This window comes from Paraburkholderia edwinii (genome assembly GCF_019428685.1).
In the GTDB taxonomy this organism is placed as follows: domain Bacteria; phylum Pseudomonadota; class Gammaproteobacteria; order Burkholderiales; family Burkholderiaceae; genus Paraburkholderia; species Paraburkholderia edwinii.
In genome coordinates this window covers 3,441,099-3,459,844 of record NZ_CP080095.1, presented here as the reverse complement: position 1 = coordinate 3,459,844, position 18,746 = coordinate 3,441,099, and the positions used below count along the sequence as shown (strand labels likewise).

Sequence of the window (18,746 nt, the reverse complement as noted above, 5' to 3'; positions counted from 1 at the left end):
CGACCGGCCGGTATCGTTTTATTGGGATATCGCCGTATAATAAGTAAATGAACAACAATGAGCCGTTTTGCCTCCCTTTTGGGCGGCAATTGTTGCGAGATTGCGCGTAGTTGGTAAATTTTTCATATGCGGCCGCCCGGAGCGGCCGTTTCAAAACTAGCATTGACGTAGGCTCGTAACCGTTCGCGTTCGAGCTATCCACCACCCGTACTTTTAGGTTTCGGAAAACGCGATGCCACACGCACTGATTGTCGATGACGATCCGGGTACCCGCGAAGCGCTAGCCGCGATCATCGCCGAAGACGGCCTGACCACCGCGACTGCCGGCGACTTGCGCGAGGCCCGCATTCAGCTCGTCCGGCAGATGCCGGATGTCGTATTCACTGACCTGAAGCTGCCGGACGGCACGGGCGTCGATCTGTTCGAGGATCTCGATCCGCGTTCCGGCGTCGAGTTCATCGTGATCACGGGTCACGCGACCGTCGAGTCCGCCGTGAGCGCGCTGAAGATGGGCGCCGCCGACTATCTGGTCAAGCCGATCAATATGCAGCGCGTGAAGGCGATTCTGAATCGCCTGCCGCGCGCCGGCGATCTCAAGGCCGAAATCGGCACGCTGCGCGGCGAATTGCGCCGCATGGGCCGCTTCGGTCTGATGCTCGGCAATTCGGCCGTGATGCAGCAGGTCTACGACCAGATCAGCCGCGTCGCGCCGACGGCTGCGTCGGTGATGCTGGTCGGCGAATCGGGCACTGGCAAGGAAGTCGCCGCGCAGACGCTGCATCAGTTGAGCTTGCGCCGCAAGCACGCGTTTCTCGCCGTGAATTGCGGCGCGATCTCGCCGAACCTGATCGAGTCGGAAATGTTCGGCCACGAGCGCGGCTCGTTTACCGGCGCCGATCGTCAGCACAAAGGTTATTTCGAGCGCGCGAACGGCGGCACGCTGTTCCTCGACGAAATCACTGAAATGCCGATCGAACTGCAGGTGAAACTGCTGCGCGTACTCGAGACCGGCATGTTCATGCGCGTCGGCACGACCAAGGAAATCGAGACCGACGTGCGGCTCATCGCCGCGACCAATCGCGATCCGGAGCAGGCCGTGCTCGAGGGCAAGCTGCGTCTCGACCTGTATCACCGGCTCAATGTGTTTCCGATCAGCCTGCCGCCGCTGCGCGAGCGCGGCAAGGATGTCGAACTGCTCGCGCAATCGTTCCTCGACGAGCTCAACGATCAGCACACCACGCGCAAGCACTTTCCGCCAGCGGTTAAGGAAATGCTGCTGTCGTATCCGTGGCCCGGCAACGTGCGCGAACTGAAGAACTACGTGCAGCGCGCGCACATCATGTCGGGTACCGACTCCGACAGCACGGCCACGGTGCCGCTGCAGATCACGCTGTCGAAGTCGACGGCCGGCACGGCGATCACGATTCCGTTCGGCACCTCGCTCGCCGAAGCGGACCGTCAGCTGATTCTCGCGACGCTCGAGCAATGCGGTGGCGTGAAGACGCGCGCGGCGGAGATTCTCGGCATCAGCCTGAAGACGCTGTATAACCGCCTCGTCGAATACGGCAACGACTCGGGCCGCGGCGACGATGGCGACGGCACCGAAGAGCCGCAGGCATTCGGCAAGGCCGACGCGTAAGGCTTCGCACGCAGGCATTGGCGTAGATAGGCCGCTGCGGATACCGAAGATCGAAGGTATCCGCAGATGCACGCAGAAAACCGGAACCGGGCACAAAGACTTAAACGGCACAGCCTTTGCAATGTCCTCGAAGACGCAAATGAGGACGCTAACGAAGGAGGCCCCATGTCGGACCCGGACCGCGACACCGTCGCTTTATCGAATGCATCGGCGTTGCACGCGCAGCGCGGGTGGCGCGCGACGGACTGGCTGCACCGCCCGGAGCCGACCGAGCCGCCCGGCCCCGACGACCCTGACGAGGACGACGACGCGCCGCCTGATCCCGATCGCCTGCCTGGCGAACCGCCTCCGCTGCCAATCGGCGACCCGCCACCGAATTACGCGCCGCAAAGCGTGCGCATGCTGGCTCAGCGCAGCGTGCGCGCCATAACCCACCGTCCCATCCCCCGAGCACCGCCGGCGCGGCCGGATTGATCCGACTTATCGGCTTCGCGCCATATCGCATTGTTGCAGCCGCGCGACTTGATGTACTCGTTACAAAACCAGCGAACTTTTTACCGGCAATTTACGTTGCCGGGTTCTAGACTGTGGTGATGCCACCGCTCGGTGGCGGCCTTCCCCTGGAGGCATCGATCATGAGACACCCTGCATTGCGGCGCTCCGCGCGCCACTCGAAGCGCGAACCGCGCCCCGGCAGTGTTCCAGCCAGCTCGCCCGATGCACCGGACCCGGCCGCGCAAAACCGCGTCGCGCCCGATGCGCCACCGGACGGGGATCACAACCAGGGCGGCACGCGCAAGGAAGGACTCGATTACCAGCGCGATCTCGGTTCCGAGCAGGACGCCTGAGCGCTCCCCGGTCGCTTTTCCGGCGGAGGGAAAGCCCGCGCGCGCGTGACGCGCGCAGGTTGTTTTCGCTCGTTTGTCACATTTGCATACATTTTCCTGTTCCGGTTTGCCGCAATGCGGCATAACTTTTGCGTGCACTATTTCGGCGCATCGTCGCACGGAACGTCAACTGAATGAGGGGGAGCTGTATGAGCAGATTGATCGTAGTGTCGAACCGCGTCGCGCCGACGCAGGAAGGCCGTCCCGCAGCGGGTGGTCTTGCGATCGGCGTGCTGGATGCGCTGAAGGAAACGGGCGGTGTCTGGTTCGGCTGGAGCGGGGAGATTGCGGGCGAGCCATCGCAGCCTGTGATCGAGAAGCAGGGCAATGTCACCTACGCGACCGTGGCGCTCTCGAAGCGCGACTACGACCAGTACTACCGCGGTTTTTCGAACGCGACGCTGTGGCCGACCTTCCACTACCGCAACGACCTGTCGCGATACGACCGGCAGGAATACGCGGGCTATCTGCGCGTGAATGCGTCGCTGGCGAAGCAGTTGAAGGAGATGCTTCGGCCTGACGACATCATCTGGGTGCACGACTATCACCTGCTGCCGTTCGCGCGCTGCCTGCGCGAGATCGGCGTGAAGAACCCGATAGGCTTCTTCCTGCATATTCCGTTTCCGGTCCCGCAGGTGCTGCTGACGATCCCGCCGCACGAAGAGCTCGTGCGGGACATGTGCAGCTACGACGTGGTGGGTTTTCAGACCGAGGCGGACCGGCAGTCGTTCGTCGACTATATCGAGCGTGGCCGTCACGGCAGCGCGAGCGAGGACGGCATCGTCCACGCGTATAACCGCTTCCTGAAGGTGGCCGCGTACCCGATCGGCATCTATCCGGATGCGATCGCGAAAGCGTCCGAGCAGTTCGGCGACCGCAAGGCGGTCAAGAGCCTGCGCGACGCGATGCGCAACCGCAAGCTGATCATGAGCGTCGACCGGCTCGACTATTCGAAGGGACTCGTCGAGCGCTTCCAGGCATTCGAGCGCTTGCTGCTCAACGCGCCCGGCTGGCACGGCCGCGTGTCGCTCGTACAGATCGCGCCGCCGACACGCTCGGACGTGCAGACCTATCAGCGCATTCGTCAGAACCTCGAAGGCGAGGCGGGCCGCATCAACGGCCGTTTCGCGCAGCTCGACTGGACGCCGATCCAGTACCTGAACCGCAAGTACGAACGCAATCTGCTGATGGCGCTATTTCGCCACTCGCAGGTCGGCTATGTGACGCCGCTGCGCGACGGTATGAATCTCGTCGCAAAGGAATATGTGGCGTCGCAGGATCCGGCCGATCCGGGCGTGCTCGTGCTGTCGCAATTCGCAGGCGCCGCCGAGCAGTTGCCGGGCGCGCTCGTTGTCAATCCGTTCGATCTGTCGCAGATGGCCGAGGCGCTCGAGCGCGCGTTGTCGATGCCGCTCGCCGAACGGCAGGCGCGCCACGCGGACATGATGGCGCCGCTGCGCGAGAACAATCTGTCGGTGTGGCGCGATACGTTCCTCGCGGACTTGCGCCATGTCGCGACTGCTTCGTCGGTGACCGAAAAAGCGGTAAAGCGCGCTGACGTGACGGTTTGATGGATTTTGACGTGGCGGCTGTCACGTCGACGCGTAGACATGAAATCTGATTCGCGCATCGGGCTCGATGCGCGGGGATGGACGGCAGCTTCGGCTGCCGTTTTTTATTGCGCGGGTTATCTGCGGATTTCGCGTGCGGGTTTCGCACAATTCGATGCGGGGCTTTTGCGACCCACACGGCGTTGCAAGGTTTGCGCGCGATTCGATCGATTCGTGAGCGGCGCGATGGCGGTGAGCGAAAGGGCACACCGCGCGCCTGTGCTACGCGGAAGCCGCCGTCCCCGTTTGCGTCAGGCGCAGAGAACTGACGACCGCTGCGACCGCCGCAAAGCACGCCGCGACATACAGCGCGACGACCGGCCCATGATGTTGCACGACGCCGAAAATCAGCGCGACGAGTGCGGCACCCAAGGTCTGGCCGGTCAGGCGCGCGGTGCCGAGCATGCCGCTCGCGCCGCCGCTGCGCGAGCGCGGCGCGGACGACAGGATCGTGCGGTTGTTCGGCGCCTGGAAAATGCCGAAGCCGACGCCGCATAACGCCATGCGCCACGCGATATCGGACGGCTGCGGGTGCGTGCCGATGGTGGTCGCGAGCAGCACCAGACCGACGGTCAGCACCGCGAGCCCGATGCCGCCGAGCAGTCCTGCCGACATCCGGTCGGACAGCACACCCGAGACCGGCGCGGCGACGATCATGACGAGCGGCCACGGCGTCATCAGGAGGCCCGTCTGCACTTGCGACAGACCGAGTGCGTTCTGCATCAGGAACGGCAGCGAGACGAACGCCAGCATTTGCGCGGTGAACGAGCAGACCGACGTGCCGATCGACAGCGCGAAAATAGGATTGCGCATCAGATCGACGGGCAAAAGCGGCGCGGGCTGCGTTAACTGGCGCCGTACGAAGAAGTAGCCGATCACGAGCGCGCCGATCAGTTCGATCGCAACGTACGCATAGGATTGCCCGTGCCCGAGTCCGTCGACAGCGAATATCAGAAGACCGAACACGAACGCGTTCATGACGGCGCTCACGTAGTCGTAGGGCGAGTCGTGACGCACGTTGCCGGGCAGCGCCTTGATGCCGATCACGAACGCGGCGATGCCGATCGGCACGTTGATCGCGAACAGCCACTGCCACGACGCGACCGACAGAATGCCTGCCGCGACGGTCGGCCCGACCGCCGACGACACCGCAACGACCATCGCATTGATCGAAATGCCGCGGCCCAGCGAGGCGGGCGGATAGATCATCCGCACCAGCGCCGTGTTCACGCTCATGATGCCCGCCGCGCCGAAGCCCTGGATCACGCGCGCGAGCGCGAGCGCCGGCAGCGAGCCGGCGAGCGCGCAGCCTAGCGACGCGATCGTGAACAGCACGAGCCCGCTCAGATAGACGCGCCGGTAGCCGATCCGGTCGCCGAGCGACGACAGCGGCAGCAGCGAGATCGTGACAGCGAGCTGATACGCATTGACGACCCAGATCGAATTGGCGGCGCTCGCATGCATGTAGCGCGCGATGGTCGGCAGCGCGACGTTCGCGATGGCGCTGTCGATCACGGAGACCGAAATGCCGAATGCGACGACGAGGATCGCCCAGTAGCGCTGCGGTAAAGGCAGGCCCTGTTCGTTGTCTTGCGCGGCGGCCGGACCGCGAGCGGCGGGATGGGGGGAAGCAGGGGACGAAGGGTTGCGGGAAGGTTGTGCGCGCATCGGCGGTGGTGGTCTGGCGATAGTTGTTTTTGCTTGACGGCCTCGCGGCCGATCAAATCGTTGTTGGTCGAATGCTAGGGCCGGCTTGCGAGTCGGCCCTGCAGGTGAATACGCCGGCGTCTTTACTACCTGATGCCCTTTGCGAGATCTGCGTGCATCTGCGTCTGAATCTTCGCGCGCGTTGTCGCGCTTTTTTTGCGCGTTTTTCGCAAAGAACCCGCTCCGGCTACTTCAGTTCATACAGCCCCGTATACGTCGTCGAGTCGAGCTCGTTTTGATGAATCAGCAGGCGCGCGACCGCGTTCGTCGTCTCCGGCGCGAGCGGTAGCGGCGCCTTCAGTGCATGCAGCCTGAAGATGAAGCGATGCGTCTTCTCGCCGCGGGGCGGCGCTGCGCCGCCATAGCCCTGCGTGCCATAGTCGTTGCGCAATTGCACCGCGCCGTGCGGCAGCAGCGAGCCGTCCGCTTTGCCCGCGTTGCGTGGCAGGCTGCGCGCATCGACCGGAATATTGACGATCACCCAGTGCCAGAAGCCGCTGCCCGTATGCGCATCGGCATCGTAGACGGTCAGCGCGAGGCTTTGCGCGTCTTCGGGCGGCGCGTCCCACTGCAAGGCGGGCGAGATGTTTTCGCCGTCGACGCCGAACGATTTGTCGTGGTACTCGGCCGCTCTCGGCAGAAAACCGTTCGCGGGAAAGTCGTCCGACCAGATTCGGAAATCAGCCATCGTATGCCTCTTTCATGTGAGTTCTGAGAGGGACGGGCTTTACGGGCAAGCCCCGGCTTAGCCAGTCAAGTTTAGCACCGCGCGCTTACACGCTTTGAGGCCTGGATTGCATGGATGTGCTTAAGGCAGCGCATTTGGAGCCCTTCCAGGGCGCTTGTCATGCGCGCTTCCAAAGGCGGACATGGCCGGCGCAAAGATGCATGGTGTAAGCCTGCGATGGGGACTCACGCTTCGGTTATGCGCGTTCGTCGAGCGTGGGCGCGTCGCTTTGCAGCCAGTCGACGAGGCGCTGCAACACGCCGTCGAGATCCCGATTGGCGCCCCGCAATGCGCATTCCCAGACCGTCGCGACGCGCCAGCCGCGTTCGCGCAGCGCGGCGGTGACTTTCGCGTCGTTGCTGCGGTTGCGGCCGATCTTTTCGCGCCAGAAGTCGACGCGCGTTTGCGGCCATTTGAACAGATGACAATCGTGGCCGTGCCAGAAACATCCATGCACGAATACGACCGCGTGGTAGCGCGGCAAAACGATGTCGGGGCGGCCCGGCAGGTTGCGCACGTCGAGGCGAAAGCGAAAGCCGCGGCGGTGCAGCAGGCTGCGGATCAGAAGCTCGGGTTTCGTGTTGCGGCCGCGTATGCCGGACATCATCCGGCTGCGCGTCGCCGCATCGACGATATCGACCATTTACGCGACCTGCGCGTGAATCGGCGAGCGTGGCGGCGGGGCGAGCGGCACGGCGTTTTCGAGCAGGCTCGATGTATCCGGAGCGGCGTCTAACGAGGCTCCTGAAGCGCCGGACAACGCCGCGTGCACATGCGGCAGCATGATCCGCGCGACTTCGCGCATCACCGGCATCACGACGCTATTGCCGAACTGGCGGTAGGCCTGCGTGTCGCTGACCGGAATGCGGAACGTGTCGGGAAAGCCCATCAGGCGCGCGCATTCGCGCGGCGTGAGCCGGCGCGGCCGCAGCCCTTCGCCCTGATGCACGAGGATTTCAGAGCCGTCCTTGTGATAGCGCGCGGACAAGGTGCGCGTGACGCTGTTGCCGAACGCGAGGCCGAAGCCGAAACCATTGCCCGCCGCGCGATGTTTCTCCGCGTAGTTCTGCAGGTAGGCCCAGAGCTTCGGGCTCAACGTGTACTTCGGCTGCACGGCGCGCGCGCGAGGGTCGAAGAAGCGTTCGCCGTCCCACGGCAGCACGGGCTCGCTGCCGTCGGTGCGGTGCAGGATCGAGGCGAGCCGCGGGCCGGCTTCCGGCAGGCGCAAATCGTCCCACGAGAACGACGTGGCGTTCCGGAAGCCGACGATAATGATCCGCTCGCGATGCTGCGGCGTGAAATGCTGGCCGTCGATCACGCGATAGTGCACTTCGTAGCCGAGTTCGTCGCGCAGCGTCTGCAGGATCACGTCGAATGTGCGGCCCTTGTCGTGCGACAACAGGTTCTTCACGTTTTCGAGCAGGAACGCGGCGGGGCGGCGCGCCGCGATGATGCGCGCGACGTCGAAAAAGAGCGTGCCCTGGGTCGTGCATTCGAAACCGTGCGGACGGCCGAGCGCGTTTTTCTTGCTGACGCCCGCGATCGAGAACGGCTGGCATGGGAAGCCCGCGAGCAGCACGTCGTGCTCGGGCACCGCGTGTTCCGGGAAGGACACGATGTCGCCGATCAGCGTTTGGTTGGCCTTCGCCGATGCTGACGTTGATGTTGAGGCCGAGGCTGCCATCACTGCCGCTGCGTTGCCGGTTGCGGCCGCGATGCTTTCACTGAAGTGCTCGAAGTTCTCTCGGTAGGTCTTCTGCGAAAACGTGTTCCATTCGCTCGTGAACACGCAGGCGCCACCGTGCGCCTCGAAGCCCATGCGGATGCCGCCGATGCCGGCGAACAGGTCGATAAAGCGAAAACCCGGCGCGGCGTCGCGCGCATGCCGTTGAAGTCCTGCGCCCGTTGCCGGCGCTTGCAGCAATGCCTGAAGTGTCGGCGCCATGCGCGCGGGGCAGGGCGTCTCGCCCTTTTCCCAGCGACGCACCGTCTTGATGTCCTTGCCGACGTGCGCGGCGATTTCTCGTTGTGTGAAGCGGATGCGCGCCTGTTTCAACAGGTCAAGCGGTGAGGCCTGGGTCACAGGATGTCCTTGCTGGGTATTTTTGCGGACATTATGACGTATCGCGCACGCCTATTTCGCCGGTGGCGCGTGCGCGCGACAACGGTCGTGCAATCGCGTGCAGGGGCGACAACGAATGTGCTAGCGAAAAGTCTGCGGAATCAGCGGGACGCACACGATCAGTGCGCGCGGCGTGGGCGGCCGGCACGGGTCGCGCGGCGAACCGACGGATGGGCGGCCGTCGGCGTTGTATCGGCCGCGGGGGTGTTCGCCACGTCGTGCGCCGCGTTGTGCGCCGGATTCTTGGCCGGATTGCTGAAGAAAGGCAGCGGCTCGAGCTCGGACGAATCGAGATGCTCGAGTTGCAGCAACAGGGTGTCGATCGCGCAAAGCTGCGGTTTGCTCAGATGATCGCGCCCGAGCAGCGCGAAAAGACGCTTGCGCCAGTACGCCGCCGGCAGAATCGCGCCGCCGAAGTCCCCATGCATCGAGGCAGGCATGACGCGGCCGATGTGAGCGATGTCCTCGTCGATGAGCATCGACATCGAGAAGCCGGACGGAGTGTGCGGGTGACGGTCCATGCGTCGTGTTAACGACGCGGACCGGCGAAACTTGAGTGCGGGTCGCGAAAAAAATCGCGATCGTCGCGTGTCAGGTCAGCACGAGCGCGAGACTGCACGACAACACGATCAGCATGAGACCAGCGGCGAGCGCGATGTTGTAGGGATAGGGCATGGCAGTCGGGCGGACATAACGAGGCGGTGAGCCAATGATAAGACGTTGGATTACGTCTGGCATAAGCGACCTGTCCGGCAAAGTGGGCCTGCGCACACAAGCCGTCGGCGTCGCGTAAAACACGGTGCCAGCGCTGCGCGCGGCAGGTCCGGAAACGAAGATGTTTCATGCTTCGAAACATCGGCGCGCATTGCCTAGAATGGGTGGATGGATGTCGTTGGGATGGAGGATGCGATGAGCGAGTCGACACTGGCCTATCTGTTGGGGCCATCGGTGATGGTGATCGTTTGTGCCGCGCTGTGGATCGCCGCGCATCAACATCACAAGTCGTTGCATCGCGGGCCGCGCGCGCGTCGGCTACGCTGGCTCGATACTTACCACGGAGACTGGCGTCATCGTCATTGATGCTTTCATGCACACGCGGCGGGCAGGCACTGGCGCTTGCTTGTCGAACGATGTCCGCCGCCGCGTGACCGCGCGCAAGCGTTCGCTTCGCGCGTCTGGTTTGCTCGTTCAACTCCCGCATTTCCGCGTCCGCTTTTTAATTCCTTCGATTTGTCCCGTCCCGCGAAATAATGAATTGGGGATTTAGGCGTTTACCCTAAACTCCCTCCCTCCTAGACTGTTTTCAACGGTTGCACGCAAAGACGCGCAACTTAAATCGAAACCAATTTTGGAGGTGTAGTCATGAAATCGCTCATCAAAGCTGTGGCGCTTGCCGCTGTCCTTGCTGTTCCCGCCCTCTCGTTTGCCCAATCGAACCAACCTGTGACGCGCGCCGAAGTGCGCGGCGAACTGGTGCAACTGGAGAAGGCCGGCTACAACCCGTTCGATTCGAGCGATGCGCACTATCCGGCGGCGATCCAGCAAGCCGAATCGCGTGTGAGCGCGGCGAATAAAGCGGCGGACAACAGCGGCTACGGTTCCTCGACCAACGGCACGTCCGAATCGGGCATGACGCGCACCGAAGGCACGATGAGCAGCTACTCGCCGCCGATCTACATCTACCAGCATCACTGAGCCGACCGCCGATCGGACGACGCACGCTGATGGTCCCGAAGCGAAGGCGTCCGATTCCGCGAGACGTACGACGGAGTGGCTGCTTACGTTGAGCCGCTCCGTTGTGTCGAATTAGTCGATAGAACCTCCATCGCCGGCTCCAACCGGCGATTTCGCCCAGCCGCACCGCTGGGCATTTTTTCGTCCGCTTTTCTTTGCGTGCCAGGCGTGTCTAACATCACGTGCTACGATTTCGTGCGCCTATCGCGGGCGCGGCGGGGCGCGCTTCAAGTCGGTTGACGCTCCGGCCACGGCTCCGGCTCCTGTTTCGGTTTCCTCAGACCGGTTTCCTCGCTGCATCTCCCGGCCCGTCAGCATGCCCATCAACTATCTGCGCGGCTTTACCGCACCGGAACGAACCGATGCCGCTAATCGGCGCCTCGGGCGCTCGCTCGCGTTCGTCGCGGGGGCGGCCAATGCTGGCGGATTTCTCGCGGTCGGGCAGTACACGTCGCACATGTCGGGCGTCGTTTCGTCGCTGGCCGATAACCTTGCACTTGGCGATCTTGCGCTCGTCGCCGCGGGCTTGAGTTCGCTCGCGGCGTTTATGATCGGCGCGGCGATGTCGGCGGTGCTGATCAACTGGGGCAGACGGCGCCGGCTGCGCAGCGTCTACGCGACGCCGCTTGCGATCGAGGCCGCGCTACTGCTGTGCTTCGGTTTGCTTGGCTCGAATCTCGAGCATCATCGGCTGTTTTTCCTGCCGGTCACCGTCTGCCTGCTGTGCTTCGTGATGGGTCTGCAGAACGCGATGATCACGAAAATCTCGCGCGCCGAAATCCGCACGACGCATATGACGGGGCTCGTCACCGACATCGGTATCGAACTGGGCAAGCTGTTTTACTGGAATGGCTGGCGCCCTGAGGCGGACGCGGATGGGGAGGGCGTAGTGCGTGCGGACCGCCGCAAGCTCGCTTTGCTGGGCTCGCTGCTCGCATCGTTTCTGGCCGGCGGATTGGCCGGGGCGGCCGGCTTCAGACACTTGGGGTTCGTGTCGACGTTGCCGCTCGCTGTCGTCCTGCTCGCGCTCGCGGTCGTGCCCCTTATCGACGATATGCGCAGCGGCGCGCGCAAGATGCGTTTCTAGCGCGAGCGATGCCGCGACAGCGGCGCGAGCGAATTACTCGCCTTCGTCGTGCAGGTCGTTACCGGAAGCCCACAACAAATCGATCAAAAAGCTTTCGATGACGGCATGCCATTCGGGCGTGCCTTCGGCAAAGTCTTCCGGATTGTGCTTACCGCGCGCGCGACGAATCGCTCTGACAGAGTTTTCGAGCGCGATCGCCTCGTCGTACCGGGACGTGCCTCGCTTGAGCGGGAGGTGTTTTTCGGATTCCATGCCCAGGTTGTCGGCAGCCGGCCGCCGGAACTTTAGCGGCAATTTCCCGGTGCGCGCGCATGGCAGAAATGCGCAATCTGGACACGATTGTCACGCGAGCCGAAATAATGATTTCCTCAGATCAGGGTTTCCCCTAGGCTATCGAACGCCTAGACTGATTTCAAACGGCGCTTACTTAGAGGCCGCCGAAAATCGAAACCAATTTTGGAGGTAATGAACATGAAATCGCTGATCAAAGCTGTCGCCGTTGCTGCCGTTCTCGCTGTGCCGGCTCTCTCGTTTGCTCAATCGAACCAACCGGTGACGCGCGCTCAGGTTCGCGCCGAACTCGTGCAACTGCAAAAGACGGGCTACAGCCCGTTCGATTCGAGCGACGCGCATTATCCGGCCGCCGTTCAGCGAGCTGAGGCGCGCGTGACGACGGACACGACGGGTTATGGTCCTGCGACGGCAGGTACGGCTCAATCGGGCGTGCGTGGCCCTGTGTACAACCAGTTTCTGGGTTCGCCGTACGATCACTCGTAAGCAGTTGGAGTGAGTAGTGAAGGGTAGTGAAGAGGTAGTAGGGCAGTGAAGTAGTGAAGGGTAGTAATGCAGTGAAGCAGTGAAGGGTAGTAATGCAGTGAAGCAGTGAAGGGTAGTAACGCAGTAATGCAGTGAGAGGTAGTAGGGCGGTAAAGAAGTAGCAGAGCAGTGAAGGGTAGTTTGACAGGTGGTAAGGCTGTAAAGCTGTAAAGCGTAGTAAGGCAGTAGGGGGAATTGCAGCGAAGTTCGTATTCGGGTGAGTGAAGCACCCGCGACGCGAACGCGATGAAGCCCGCACCGTTTAGACGGCGCGGGCTTTTTCGCATCTGGAGCGTGGTCCATGACACGATAATCGGCGCGCAGCACAAGCATTAAAGATGCGAGTAGTATCTGAGCCGTCTGTTTAACCGGGCTCAGGTCATCGACCAACGCGTACAGGGGACGCCGCGATGAGAACGCAAACTCTCGCTTTCGTATTGCTGATCTTGTCCGTATCGTCTGCGGCGCGCGCGGACGTCATCAAGGACAACCTGAACTACAGCATGACGGCTACCCCGACGCGGAATGCCGCTGATGCCGATTGCAAGGAATGGACCGCGGCGCCGATCAAATTCGACGGTGGCCAGCCGACCGTCGACGTGGGCAAGCTCGCGATTCTGATGGTCGCGAACGCGGCGGCGTCGCATTGGGGCCCGCACGCGTACGGGCTTGACCCTCGGGCATGCAATCGAAGGTCACCGCAAGAAAGTCCGTGAGACTGGCGACGCTAACTGGTCCCCCCGACAGGAATCGAACCTGTATCTAGCGCTTAGGAGGCACTTGTTCTATCCATTGAACTACAGGGAGAGGACCCAGGACTGCCGAAAGTCTATACAGCGCACCAAACAACGCAAACGGCAGGGGGCAGAGTATAACAAAGCCACCCAGATCGACGAATGACGCGCCACTACAACGCGCACAAACTACAGCCACTACAACCCGCGCGCCGCTCAGAACTCGACAACCGCAAACTCCGACTTGCTCACATCGCACAACGGGCAGCGCCAGTCATCGGGAATCTCGGCGAAGCGCGTACCTGCCGCGATGCCGTCTTCCGGCAGCCCTTCTTCCTCGTTGTAGATCCAGCCGCAAATCAGGCAAACCCAGCTTTTATATTCGACAACTTCACTCACGACGCACTCACCCATCCGATCAAACCCGCGTTCAAAACGCTCGATTCGCACGTTGTTCCTTTCCTCGACGGACAACGCGCTGCGATCCACAATTTTACCGGAAATCGCTTGAGCGCCTTTTGGCAAAGCGTCGCAGTCCCGGACGCGTCGCCGGGTGGTGCGCGAAATCGGCGGAGTATGCTTGAGCGCGCGGCCTTTGCGCGCCAGCGTGTCCTGTCACGGGCCGTTATCTCAAGGAGAAGACGATGTTTAAGAACAGATTGCTGGGTTTCGCGCTGTGCGTCGGTCTGCTGGTTGCATCGGGTGTTGCGCGGGCCAATGGCGTGTCGTTCATCGAACCCAAGGACGGCGCGACCGTGTCGAACCCCGTGCACGTGAAGTTTGCCGTCGAGGGTATGAAAATCGCGCCCGCCGGCACGATGACGGAGGGTACCGGTCATCATCATCTGCTGATCGACGGGCAGCCAGTGCCCAAGGGCACCGTGATTCCCGCCAACGACAAATCGATTCATTTCGGCAAAGGGCAGACCGAAACCGAGATCACGCTGCCGCCCGGTGATCACACGCTGACGCTGCAATTCGGCGATGGCGCGCATCGCTCGTATGGCCCCGAGTGGAGCCAGACGATTACCGTGCATGTGAAGTAACGCGGGTCAAGCAAAGCAGGTGAAGCAAAGCAGATGAAATAACGCGGAAGGCAAGGCGCCGACACCCGGCGCTGCCTTCCGCCACAAACCACGGTATGGCCAGGCACGGCATCGCAACCCACGACATCGCAGGACACCCTTCCCACAGCGAGTGGCGCGATCCGCTTCGCAGTCAGCCCTCGCCATCAGTCCCGCATCGAGTCGCGCAACCCGCTCCTCAGCCAGTCCCGCAGCGAGTCGCGCAACCCGCTCCTCAGTCAGTCCCGCGTCACCCCGCAAGCCGCCCGGTACAATAAGCGTTTCGCCTCATCGCTGCCTGATCATCCTTCCATGTCGCTTTACACCATCACCGGGGCGCAACTCGCGTTCGGCCACGTCGCGTTGCTCGATCACGCGGACTTTTCGCTCGAAGCCGGCGAGCGCGTCGGCCTGATTGGCCGCAATGGCGCGGGCAAGTCGTCGCTGCTGAAGATCGTCGCGGACCTCGCGAAGCCCGACGACGGGCTCGTGACGCGTCAACAGAATCTCGTCACCGTCTATGTGCCGCAGGAGCCCGAGTTCGAAGCGGGCACGTCGGTGTTCGACACGGTCGCGGGCGGCCTCGCGCATGCGCGCGAACTGCTCGACGAATACGACCGCGTCGCGCACGCGCTGGCCGAGACACCCGAAGGCGCGGCGCACGATACCTTGCTCTCGCGCATGAACACGCTGCAATCGTCGCTCGATGCCACCGATGCATGGAACTGGCGCACGCGCGTTTCGACCACCCTTGCGCAGATCGGCCTCGATGGCGACGCACAAGTCGACGCGCTGTCGGGCGGCATGCAAAAACGCGTCGCGCTGGCACGCGCGCTCGTGCTGCAGCCCGACGTGCTGCTGCTCGACGAGCCAACCAATCACCTTGACTTCGACGGCATCCGCTGGCTCGAAGATCTGTTGCTTTCGCAACGCGCGGGTCTGCTTTTCATCACGCACGATCGCGCGTTTCTCGACCGCATCGCGACGCGCATTGTCGAGCTCGACCGCGGTTGGCTGCTGTCCTACCCGGGCAACTTCTCGGCGTATCAGACGCGCAAGGCGCAGCAGCTCGAAGTCGAGCGCATCGAAAACGACAAGTTCGACAAGCTGCTTGCTCAGGAAGAAGTGTGGATTCGCAAGGGCGTCGAAGCGCGCCGCACGCGCAGCGTCGGGCGCATTGCGCGGCTCGTGCAGATGCGCAACGAGCGTGCCGATCGCCGTAACGTGCAGGGCAACGTGAAGCTCGACGTCGCGCAGGGCGAGAAGTCCGGCAAGATCGTCGCGGAACTGACCGACGTGACGAAGCGCTTCGGCGGGCGCACCGTGGTCGATCGCTTTTCGGCCACGCTGATGCGCGGCGACAAGATCGGCCTCGTGGGTCCGAACGGCGCGGGCAAGACGACGCTGCTCAAGCTGATTCTCGGCGAATTGCAGCCTGACGAAGGGCGTGTGCGGGTCGGCACGAACCTGCAGGTTGCGTATTTCGATCAGATGCGCGCGCAACTCGATCAGGAAAAGAGCCTCGCCGACACGATCAGCCCCGGCAGCGACTGGGTCGAGATCAACGGCGCGAAGAAGCACGTGATGAGCTATCTCGGCGATTTCCTGTTCGCGCCGGAACGTGCGCGCTCGCCGGTGAAGTCGCTGTCAGGCGGCGAACGCAACCGGCTGCTGCTCGCGCGGCTGTTCGCGCGTCCGGCGAATGTGCTGGTGCTCGACGAACCGACCAACGATCTCGACATTCCGACGCTCGAACTGCTCGAAGAACTGCTGACCGACTACGACGGCACCGTGCTGCTCGTGAGCCACGATCGTGCGTTTCTGGACAACGTCGTGACCTCGGTGATCGCGTCGGAGGGCGAGGGCAAGTGGCGCGAGTACGTCGGCGGCTTCACCGACTGGCAGACGCAGCGCGACCGCTCCGAACAGCTCGCGCAGCGCGACACGCCGAAGGAAGCGGTGAAGGAGACGGCGCCGAAGGAAAGCGCGGCGGGCCGCAATGCTCAACGGTCGGTGAAACTGTCGTACAAGGAGCAGCGCGAACTCGAGGCGCTGCCGGAACGGATCGCAGCGCTTGAAGGCGAGCAGAAAACCATCGCTGCGCAACTCGAAGACGGCTCGATCTTCGCGAAGGACGCGCAGGAAGGCACGCGCCTCACACAGCGTTACGCGGAAATCGACGAGGAATTGCTGGTGGCGATCGAGCGGTGGGATGAGCTGGAGAGCAAGGGGAAGTAAAAGCCGGAAATCGAAAACGCCGGGGAGCAAAAAACACCAACATCACGCGGGCAGGCTCCCCCAAACGGCCAATCCTGCCCGATCCAAATTGCCGCGCGCATCGAAATCAGTACAATACCCGCGAATCCGCTGCTGGCTAGCGCGCGCCGCAGACGCCATCCCACGGGCGTTTGCGCGCGGTGCAGGCACACAGCCGCGCGGGCAGTCAAACTGCCCGTGCATCGTGCAAACGTTCCATTCCGTTGTTTCGTTTCGCTTTTTTTGAAAATTCAACGCATTGTCCACGCAGATGTCCACAGGACTTGTGGACAACGATGAACCGACGGACCCGAGCAAGCCATGTCTACGAAGAAGTCAAACGCAAACGCTGGGTATAGCGAAGCGTCGATCAAGGTGCTGAAGGGACTCGAGCCGGTCAAGCAGCGGCCCGGCATGTACACGCGCACCGAGAATCCGCTGCACATCATCCAGGAAGTCATCGATAACGCGTCCGATGAGGCGCTCGGTGGCTTCGGCAAACAGATTACGGTCACGCTGCACGCCGACCAGTCGGTGTCCGTCGATGACGACGGCCGCGGCATTCCGTTCGGTCTGCATCCCGACGAAGGCGTGCCCGTCGTCGAGATCGTCTTCACGCGCCTGCACGCGGGCGGCAAGTTCGACAAGGCCGCGGGCGGCGCCTATACGTTCTCGGGCGGTCTGCACGGCGTCGGCGTGTCGGTCACGAACGCGCTGTCCACGCGTCTGGACGTTACCGTCTGGCGCGACGGCAAGGTCGCCGACCTCGGCTTTTCGAACGGCGACGTCGTCAAGCCGCTCAAGGTGCGCGCGGCCGAGCGCGGCGAAAAGAAAACCGGCACGCGCGTGACGGTCGCGCCGAACGCCAAGTATTTCGATTCGCCGAACCTGCCGGTCGGCGAACTGCAACGGCTGCTGCGCTCGAAAGCAGTGCTGCTGCCGGGCGTCGAAGTCGTGCTCGTCAACGAAAAGACCGGCGAGCGGCAAAGCTGGAAGTACGAAGACGGTCTGCGCGGCTATCTGCTCGAAGGCATGGCCGGCAGCGACCTGCTGATCCCGCTGTTCGAAGGCGAGCGCTATGCGGAAAGCTCGCGCTCGAATGAGGAAACCTTTGCCGAGGGCGAAGGCGCCGCGTGGGTCGTCGCGTGGAGCGAGGAAGGGCCGCTCACGCGCGAGTCGTACGTGAACCTGATTCCGACGCCGGCCGGCGGTACGCACGAGGCGGGCCTGCGCGAAGGCCTTTTTCAGGCGGTGAAGAGCTTCGTCGAGTTGCACAGCCTGCAGCCGAAGGGTGTGAAGCTGCTCGCCGAAGACGTGTTCGCGCGCGTCTCGTTCGTGCTGTCGGCGAAAGTGCTCGATCCGCAGTTCCAAGGCCAGATCAAGGAACGCCTCAATAGCCGCGACGCGGTGAAGCTCGTGTCGTCGTTCGCGCGTCCGGCGCTCGAACTGTGGCTGAACCAGCACGTCGAGCACGGCAGAAAGCTTGCCGATCTCGTGATCAAGCAGGCGCAGGCGCGCACGCGCGCGGGCCAGAAGGTCGAAAAGCGCAAGAGCTCGGGTGTGGCGGTGCTGCCCGGCAAGCTCACCGATTGCGAATCGACCGAAATCGATCGCAACGAACTGTTCCTCGTCGAGGGCGATTCGGCCGGCGGCTCCGCGAAGATGGGCCGCGACAAGGAATTCCAGGCGATCCTGCCTTTGCGCGGCAAGGTGCTCAACACTTGGGAAACCGAGCGTGACCGGCTGTTCGCGAATAACGAGGTACACGACATCTCGGTGGCGATCGGCGTCGACCCGCATAACCCCGACGACACCGTCGACCTGTCGAACCTGCGCTACGGCAAGATCTGCATCCTGTCGGATGCGGACGTCGACGGCGCGCATATCCAGGTGCTGCTGCTCACGTTGTTCTTCAAGCACTTCCCGCAGCTGATCGAGCGCGGCAACGTGTTCGTCGCGCGGCCGCCGCTGTTTCGCGTCGATGCGCCCGCGCGCGGCAAGAAGCCCGCGCAGAAGCTCTATGCACTCGATGAAGGCGAACTCGAAGCGATTCTCGACAAGCTGCGCAAGGACGGCGTGCGCGAAACCGCATGGACCATCAGCCGCTTCAAGGGCCTGGGCGAAATGAGCGCCGAGCAGCTGTGGGACACCACGATGAACCCGGACACGCGGCGCCTGTCGCCGATCGCGCTCGGCGAACTCGACTTCGAAAAGACCGTTGCGCGCATGACGATGCTGATGGGCAAGGGCGAAGCGGCGTCGCGGCGCAGCTGGCTCGAAGAGAAGGGCAACGAGGTCGAAGCGGATATCTAAGCTGAAACGCGGGCTGAAGCGAAAGCCTGCAGCGAAAGCCTGCAGCACCA

Annotated in this window: 18 protein-coding genes, 1 tRNA gene and 1 pseudogene; 12 read left to right on the top strand and 8 right to left on the bottom strand. The window is 63.0% G+C overall.

The genetic code is table 11. The annotated features are described in order from the left end of the window. Positions 1 to 232 precede the first annotated feature (232 nt). From KZJ38_RS15250 to otsA, 4 genes are all read left to right on the top strand, one after another. A complete protein-coding gene (locus KZJ38_RS15250; RefSeq protein WP_219796871.1) occupies positions 233 to 1,639 on the top strand; it encodes a sigma-54-dependent transcriptional regulator in 1,407 nt (468 codons plus the stop codon). A 165-nt stretch (positions 1,640 to 1,804) separates the two neighbouring features. Continuing rightward, a complete protein-coding gene (locus tag KZJ38_RS15245) occupies positions 1,805 to 2,113 on the top strand; it encodes a hypothetical protein (RefSeq protein WP_219800559.1) in 309 nt (102 codons plus the stop codon). A gap of 161 nt (positions 2,114 to 2,274) precedes the next feature. Then, entirely contained in the window at positions 2,275 to 2,487 is a 213-nt protein-coding gene (locus KZJ38_RS15240) for a hypothetical protein (protein WP_219796870.1), read from the top strand. A 188-nt stretch (positions 2,488 to 2,675) separates the two neighbouring features. Continuing rightward, a complete protein-coding gene (gene otsA, locus KZJ38_RS15235) occupies positions 2,676 to 4,097 on the top strand; it encodes an alpha,alpha-trehalose-phosphate synthase (UDP-forming) (protein ID WP_219796868.1) in 1,422 nt (473 codons plus the stop codon). 261 nt (positions 4,098 to 4,358) lie between these two features. Here otsA and KZJ38_RS15230 read toward each other — a convergent pair whose 3' ends face one another. The 5 genes and pseudogenes from KZJ38_RS15230 to KZJ38_RS15210 all read right to left on the bottom strand — a co-directional run bounded on the left by KZJ38_RS15230 (position 4,359) and on the right by KZJ38_RS15210 (position 9,213). Next, on the bottom strand, positions 4,359 to 5,804 hold the full coding sequence (locus KZJ38_RS15230; protein WP_219796866.1) for an MFS transporter: 1,446 nt from the start codon (positions 5,802 to 5,804) through the stop codon (positions 4,359 to 4,361). Between the two features lie 226 nt (positions 5,805 to 6,030). Beyond that, on the bottom strand, positions 6,031 to 6,531 hold the full coding sequence (locus tag KZJ38_RS15225) for a YbhB/YbcL family Raf kinase inhibitor-like protein (RefSeq protein WP_219796864.1): 501 nt from the start codon (positions 6,529 to 6,531) through the stop codon (positions 6,031 to 6,033). A 235-nt stretch (positions 6,532 to 6,766) separates the two neighbouring features. Continuing rightward, positions 6,767 to 7,213, bottom strand: a complete 447-nt coding sequence (locus KZJ38_RS15220) for a very short patch repair endonuclease (RefSeq protein WP_219796863.1) — start codon at positions 7,211 to 7,213, stop codon at positions 6,767 to 6,769. Between the two features lie 111 nt (positions 7,214 to 7,324). Then, positions 7,325 to 8,653, bottom strand: a pseudogene (gene dcm, locus KZJ38_RS15215) (DNA (cytosine-5-)-methyltransferase); the annotation flags it as partial. A gap of 158 nt (positions 8,654 to 8,811) precedes the next feature. Continuing rightward, positions 8,812 to 9,213, bottom strand: a complete 402-nt coding sequence (locus tag KZJ38_RS15210; RefSeq protein ID WP_219796860.1) for a hypothetical protein — start codon at positions 9,211 to 9,213, stop codon at positions 8,812 to 8,814. A 388-nt stretch (positions 9,214 to 9,601) separates the two neighbouring features. On the opposite strand from KZJ38_RS15210, the gene KZJ38_RS15205 reads away from it, so the two are divergent. The 3 genes from KZJ38_RS15205 (at position 9,602) to KZJ38_RS15195 (ending at position 11,513) form a co-directional block, all read left to right on the top strand. Then, positions 9,602 to 9,772, top strand: coding sequence for a hypothetical protein (locus KZJ38_RS15205; RefSeq protein WP_219796858.1), 171 nt, complete (start codon positions 9,602 to 9,604; stop codon positions 9,770 to 9,772). A 282-nt stretch (positions 9,773 to 10,054) separates the two neighbouring features. Then, on the top strand, positions 10,055 to 10,387 hold the full coding sequence (locus KZJ38_RS15200) for a DUF4148 domain-containing protein (RefSeq protein ID WP_219796856.1): 333 nt from the start codon (positions 10,055 to 10,057) through the stop codon (positions 10,385 to 10,387). Between the two features lie 355 nt (positions 10,388 to 10,742). Beyond that, the gene (locus tag KZJ38_RS15195) at positions 10,743 to 11,513 is read left to right on the top strand and encodes a YoaK family protein (RefSeq protein WP_219796854.1); all 771 of its coding nucleotides are present in this window, start codon (positions 10,743 to 10,745) and stop codon (positions 11,511 to 11,513) included. Between the two features lie 33 nt (positions 11,514 to 11,546). Here the strand turns inward: KZJ38_RS15195 and KZJ38_RS15190 are convergent, their stop codons facing one another. Then, positions 11,547 to 11,807: a hypothetical protein gene (locus KZJ38_RS15190; RefSeq protein WP_246641486.1), complete on the bottom strand. Its 261-nt coding sequence runs from the start codon at positions 11,805 to 11,807 to the stop codon at positions 11,547 to 11,549. A gap of 177 nt (positions 11,808 to 11,984) precedes the next feature. Between KZJ38_RS15190 and KZJ38_RS15185 the strand changes: the two genes are divergently transcribed. After that, positions 11,985 to 12,290, top strand: a complete 306-nt coding sequence (locus KZJ38_RS15185; RefSeq protein WP_219796852.1) for a DUF4148 domain-containing protein — start codon at positions 11,985 to 11,987, stop codon at positions 12,288 to 12,290. Positions 12,291 to 12,739: 449 nt separating this feature from the next. Next, positions 12,740 to 13,045 carry a hypothetical protein gene (locus KZJ38_RS15180; RefSeq protein WP_219796850.1) on the top strand — a complete coding sequence of 102 codons (306 nt, stop codon included), beginning with the start codon at positions 12,740 to 12,742 and terminating at the stop codon, positions 13,043 to 13,045. Between the two features lie 16 nt (positions 13,046 to 13,061). Here KZJ38_RS15180 and KZJ38_RS15175 read toward each other — a convergent pair. Both KZJ38_RS15175 and KZJ38_RS15170 read right to left on the bottom strand, forming a co-directional pair. Continuing rightward, positions 13,062 to 13,136: transfer RNA gene (locus tag KZJ38_RS15175), tRNA-Arg, on the bottom strand. Between the two features lie 143 nt (positions 13,137 to 13,279). After that, a complete protein-coding gene (locus tag KZJ38_RS15170; RefSeq protein ID WP_219800356.1) occupies positions 13,280 to 13,477 on the bottom strand; it encodes a rubredoxin in 198 nt (65 codons plus the stop codon). A gap of 230 nt (positions 13,478 to 13,707) precedes the next feature. Between KZJ38_RS15170 and KZJ38_RS15165 the strand changes: the two genes are divergently transcribed. The 3 genes from KZJ38_RS15165 to KZJ38_RS15155 all read left to right on the top strand — a co-directional run bounded on the left by KZJ38_RS15165 (position 13,708) and on the right by KZJ38_RS15155 (position 18,696). Further along, positions 13,708 to 14,109 carry a DUF4399 domain-containing protein gene (locus KZJ38_RS15165; RefSeq protein ID WP_219796849.1) on the top strand — a complete coding sequence of 134 codons (402 nt, stop codon included), beginning with the start codon at positions 13,708 to 13,710 and terminating at the stop codon, positions 14,107 to 14,109. Between the two features lie 330 nt (positions 14,110 to 14,439). Beyond that, positions 14,440 to 16,365, top strand: a complete 1,926-nt coding sequence (locus KZJ38_RS15160; RefSeq protein WP_219796847.1) for an ATP-binding cassette domain-containing protein — start codon at positions 14,440 to 14,442, stop codon at positions 16,363 to 16,365. 339 nt (positions 16,366 to 16,704) lie between these two features. Beyond that, positions 16,705 to 18,696 carry a DNA topoisomerase IV subunit B gene (locus KZJ38_RS15155; RefSeq protein ID WP_219796845.1) on the top strand — a complete coding sequence of 664 codons (1,992 nt, stop codon included), beginning with the start codon at positions 16,705 to 16,707 and terminating at the stop codon, positions 18,694 to 18,696. Positions 18,697 to 18,746 lie beyond the last annotated feature (50 nt).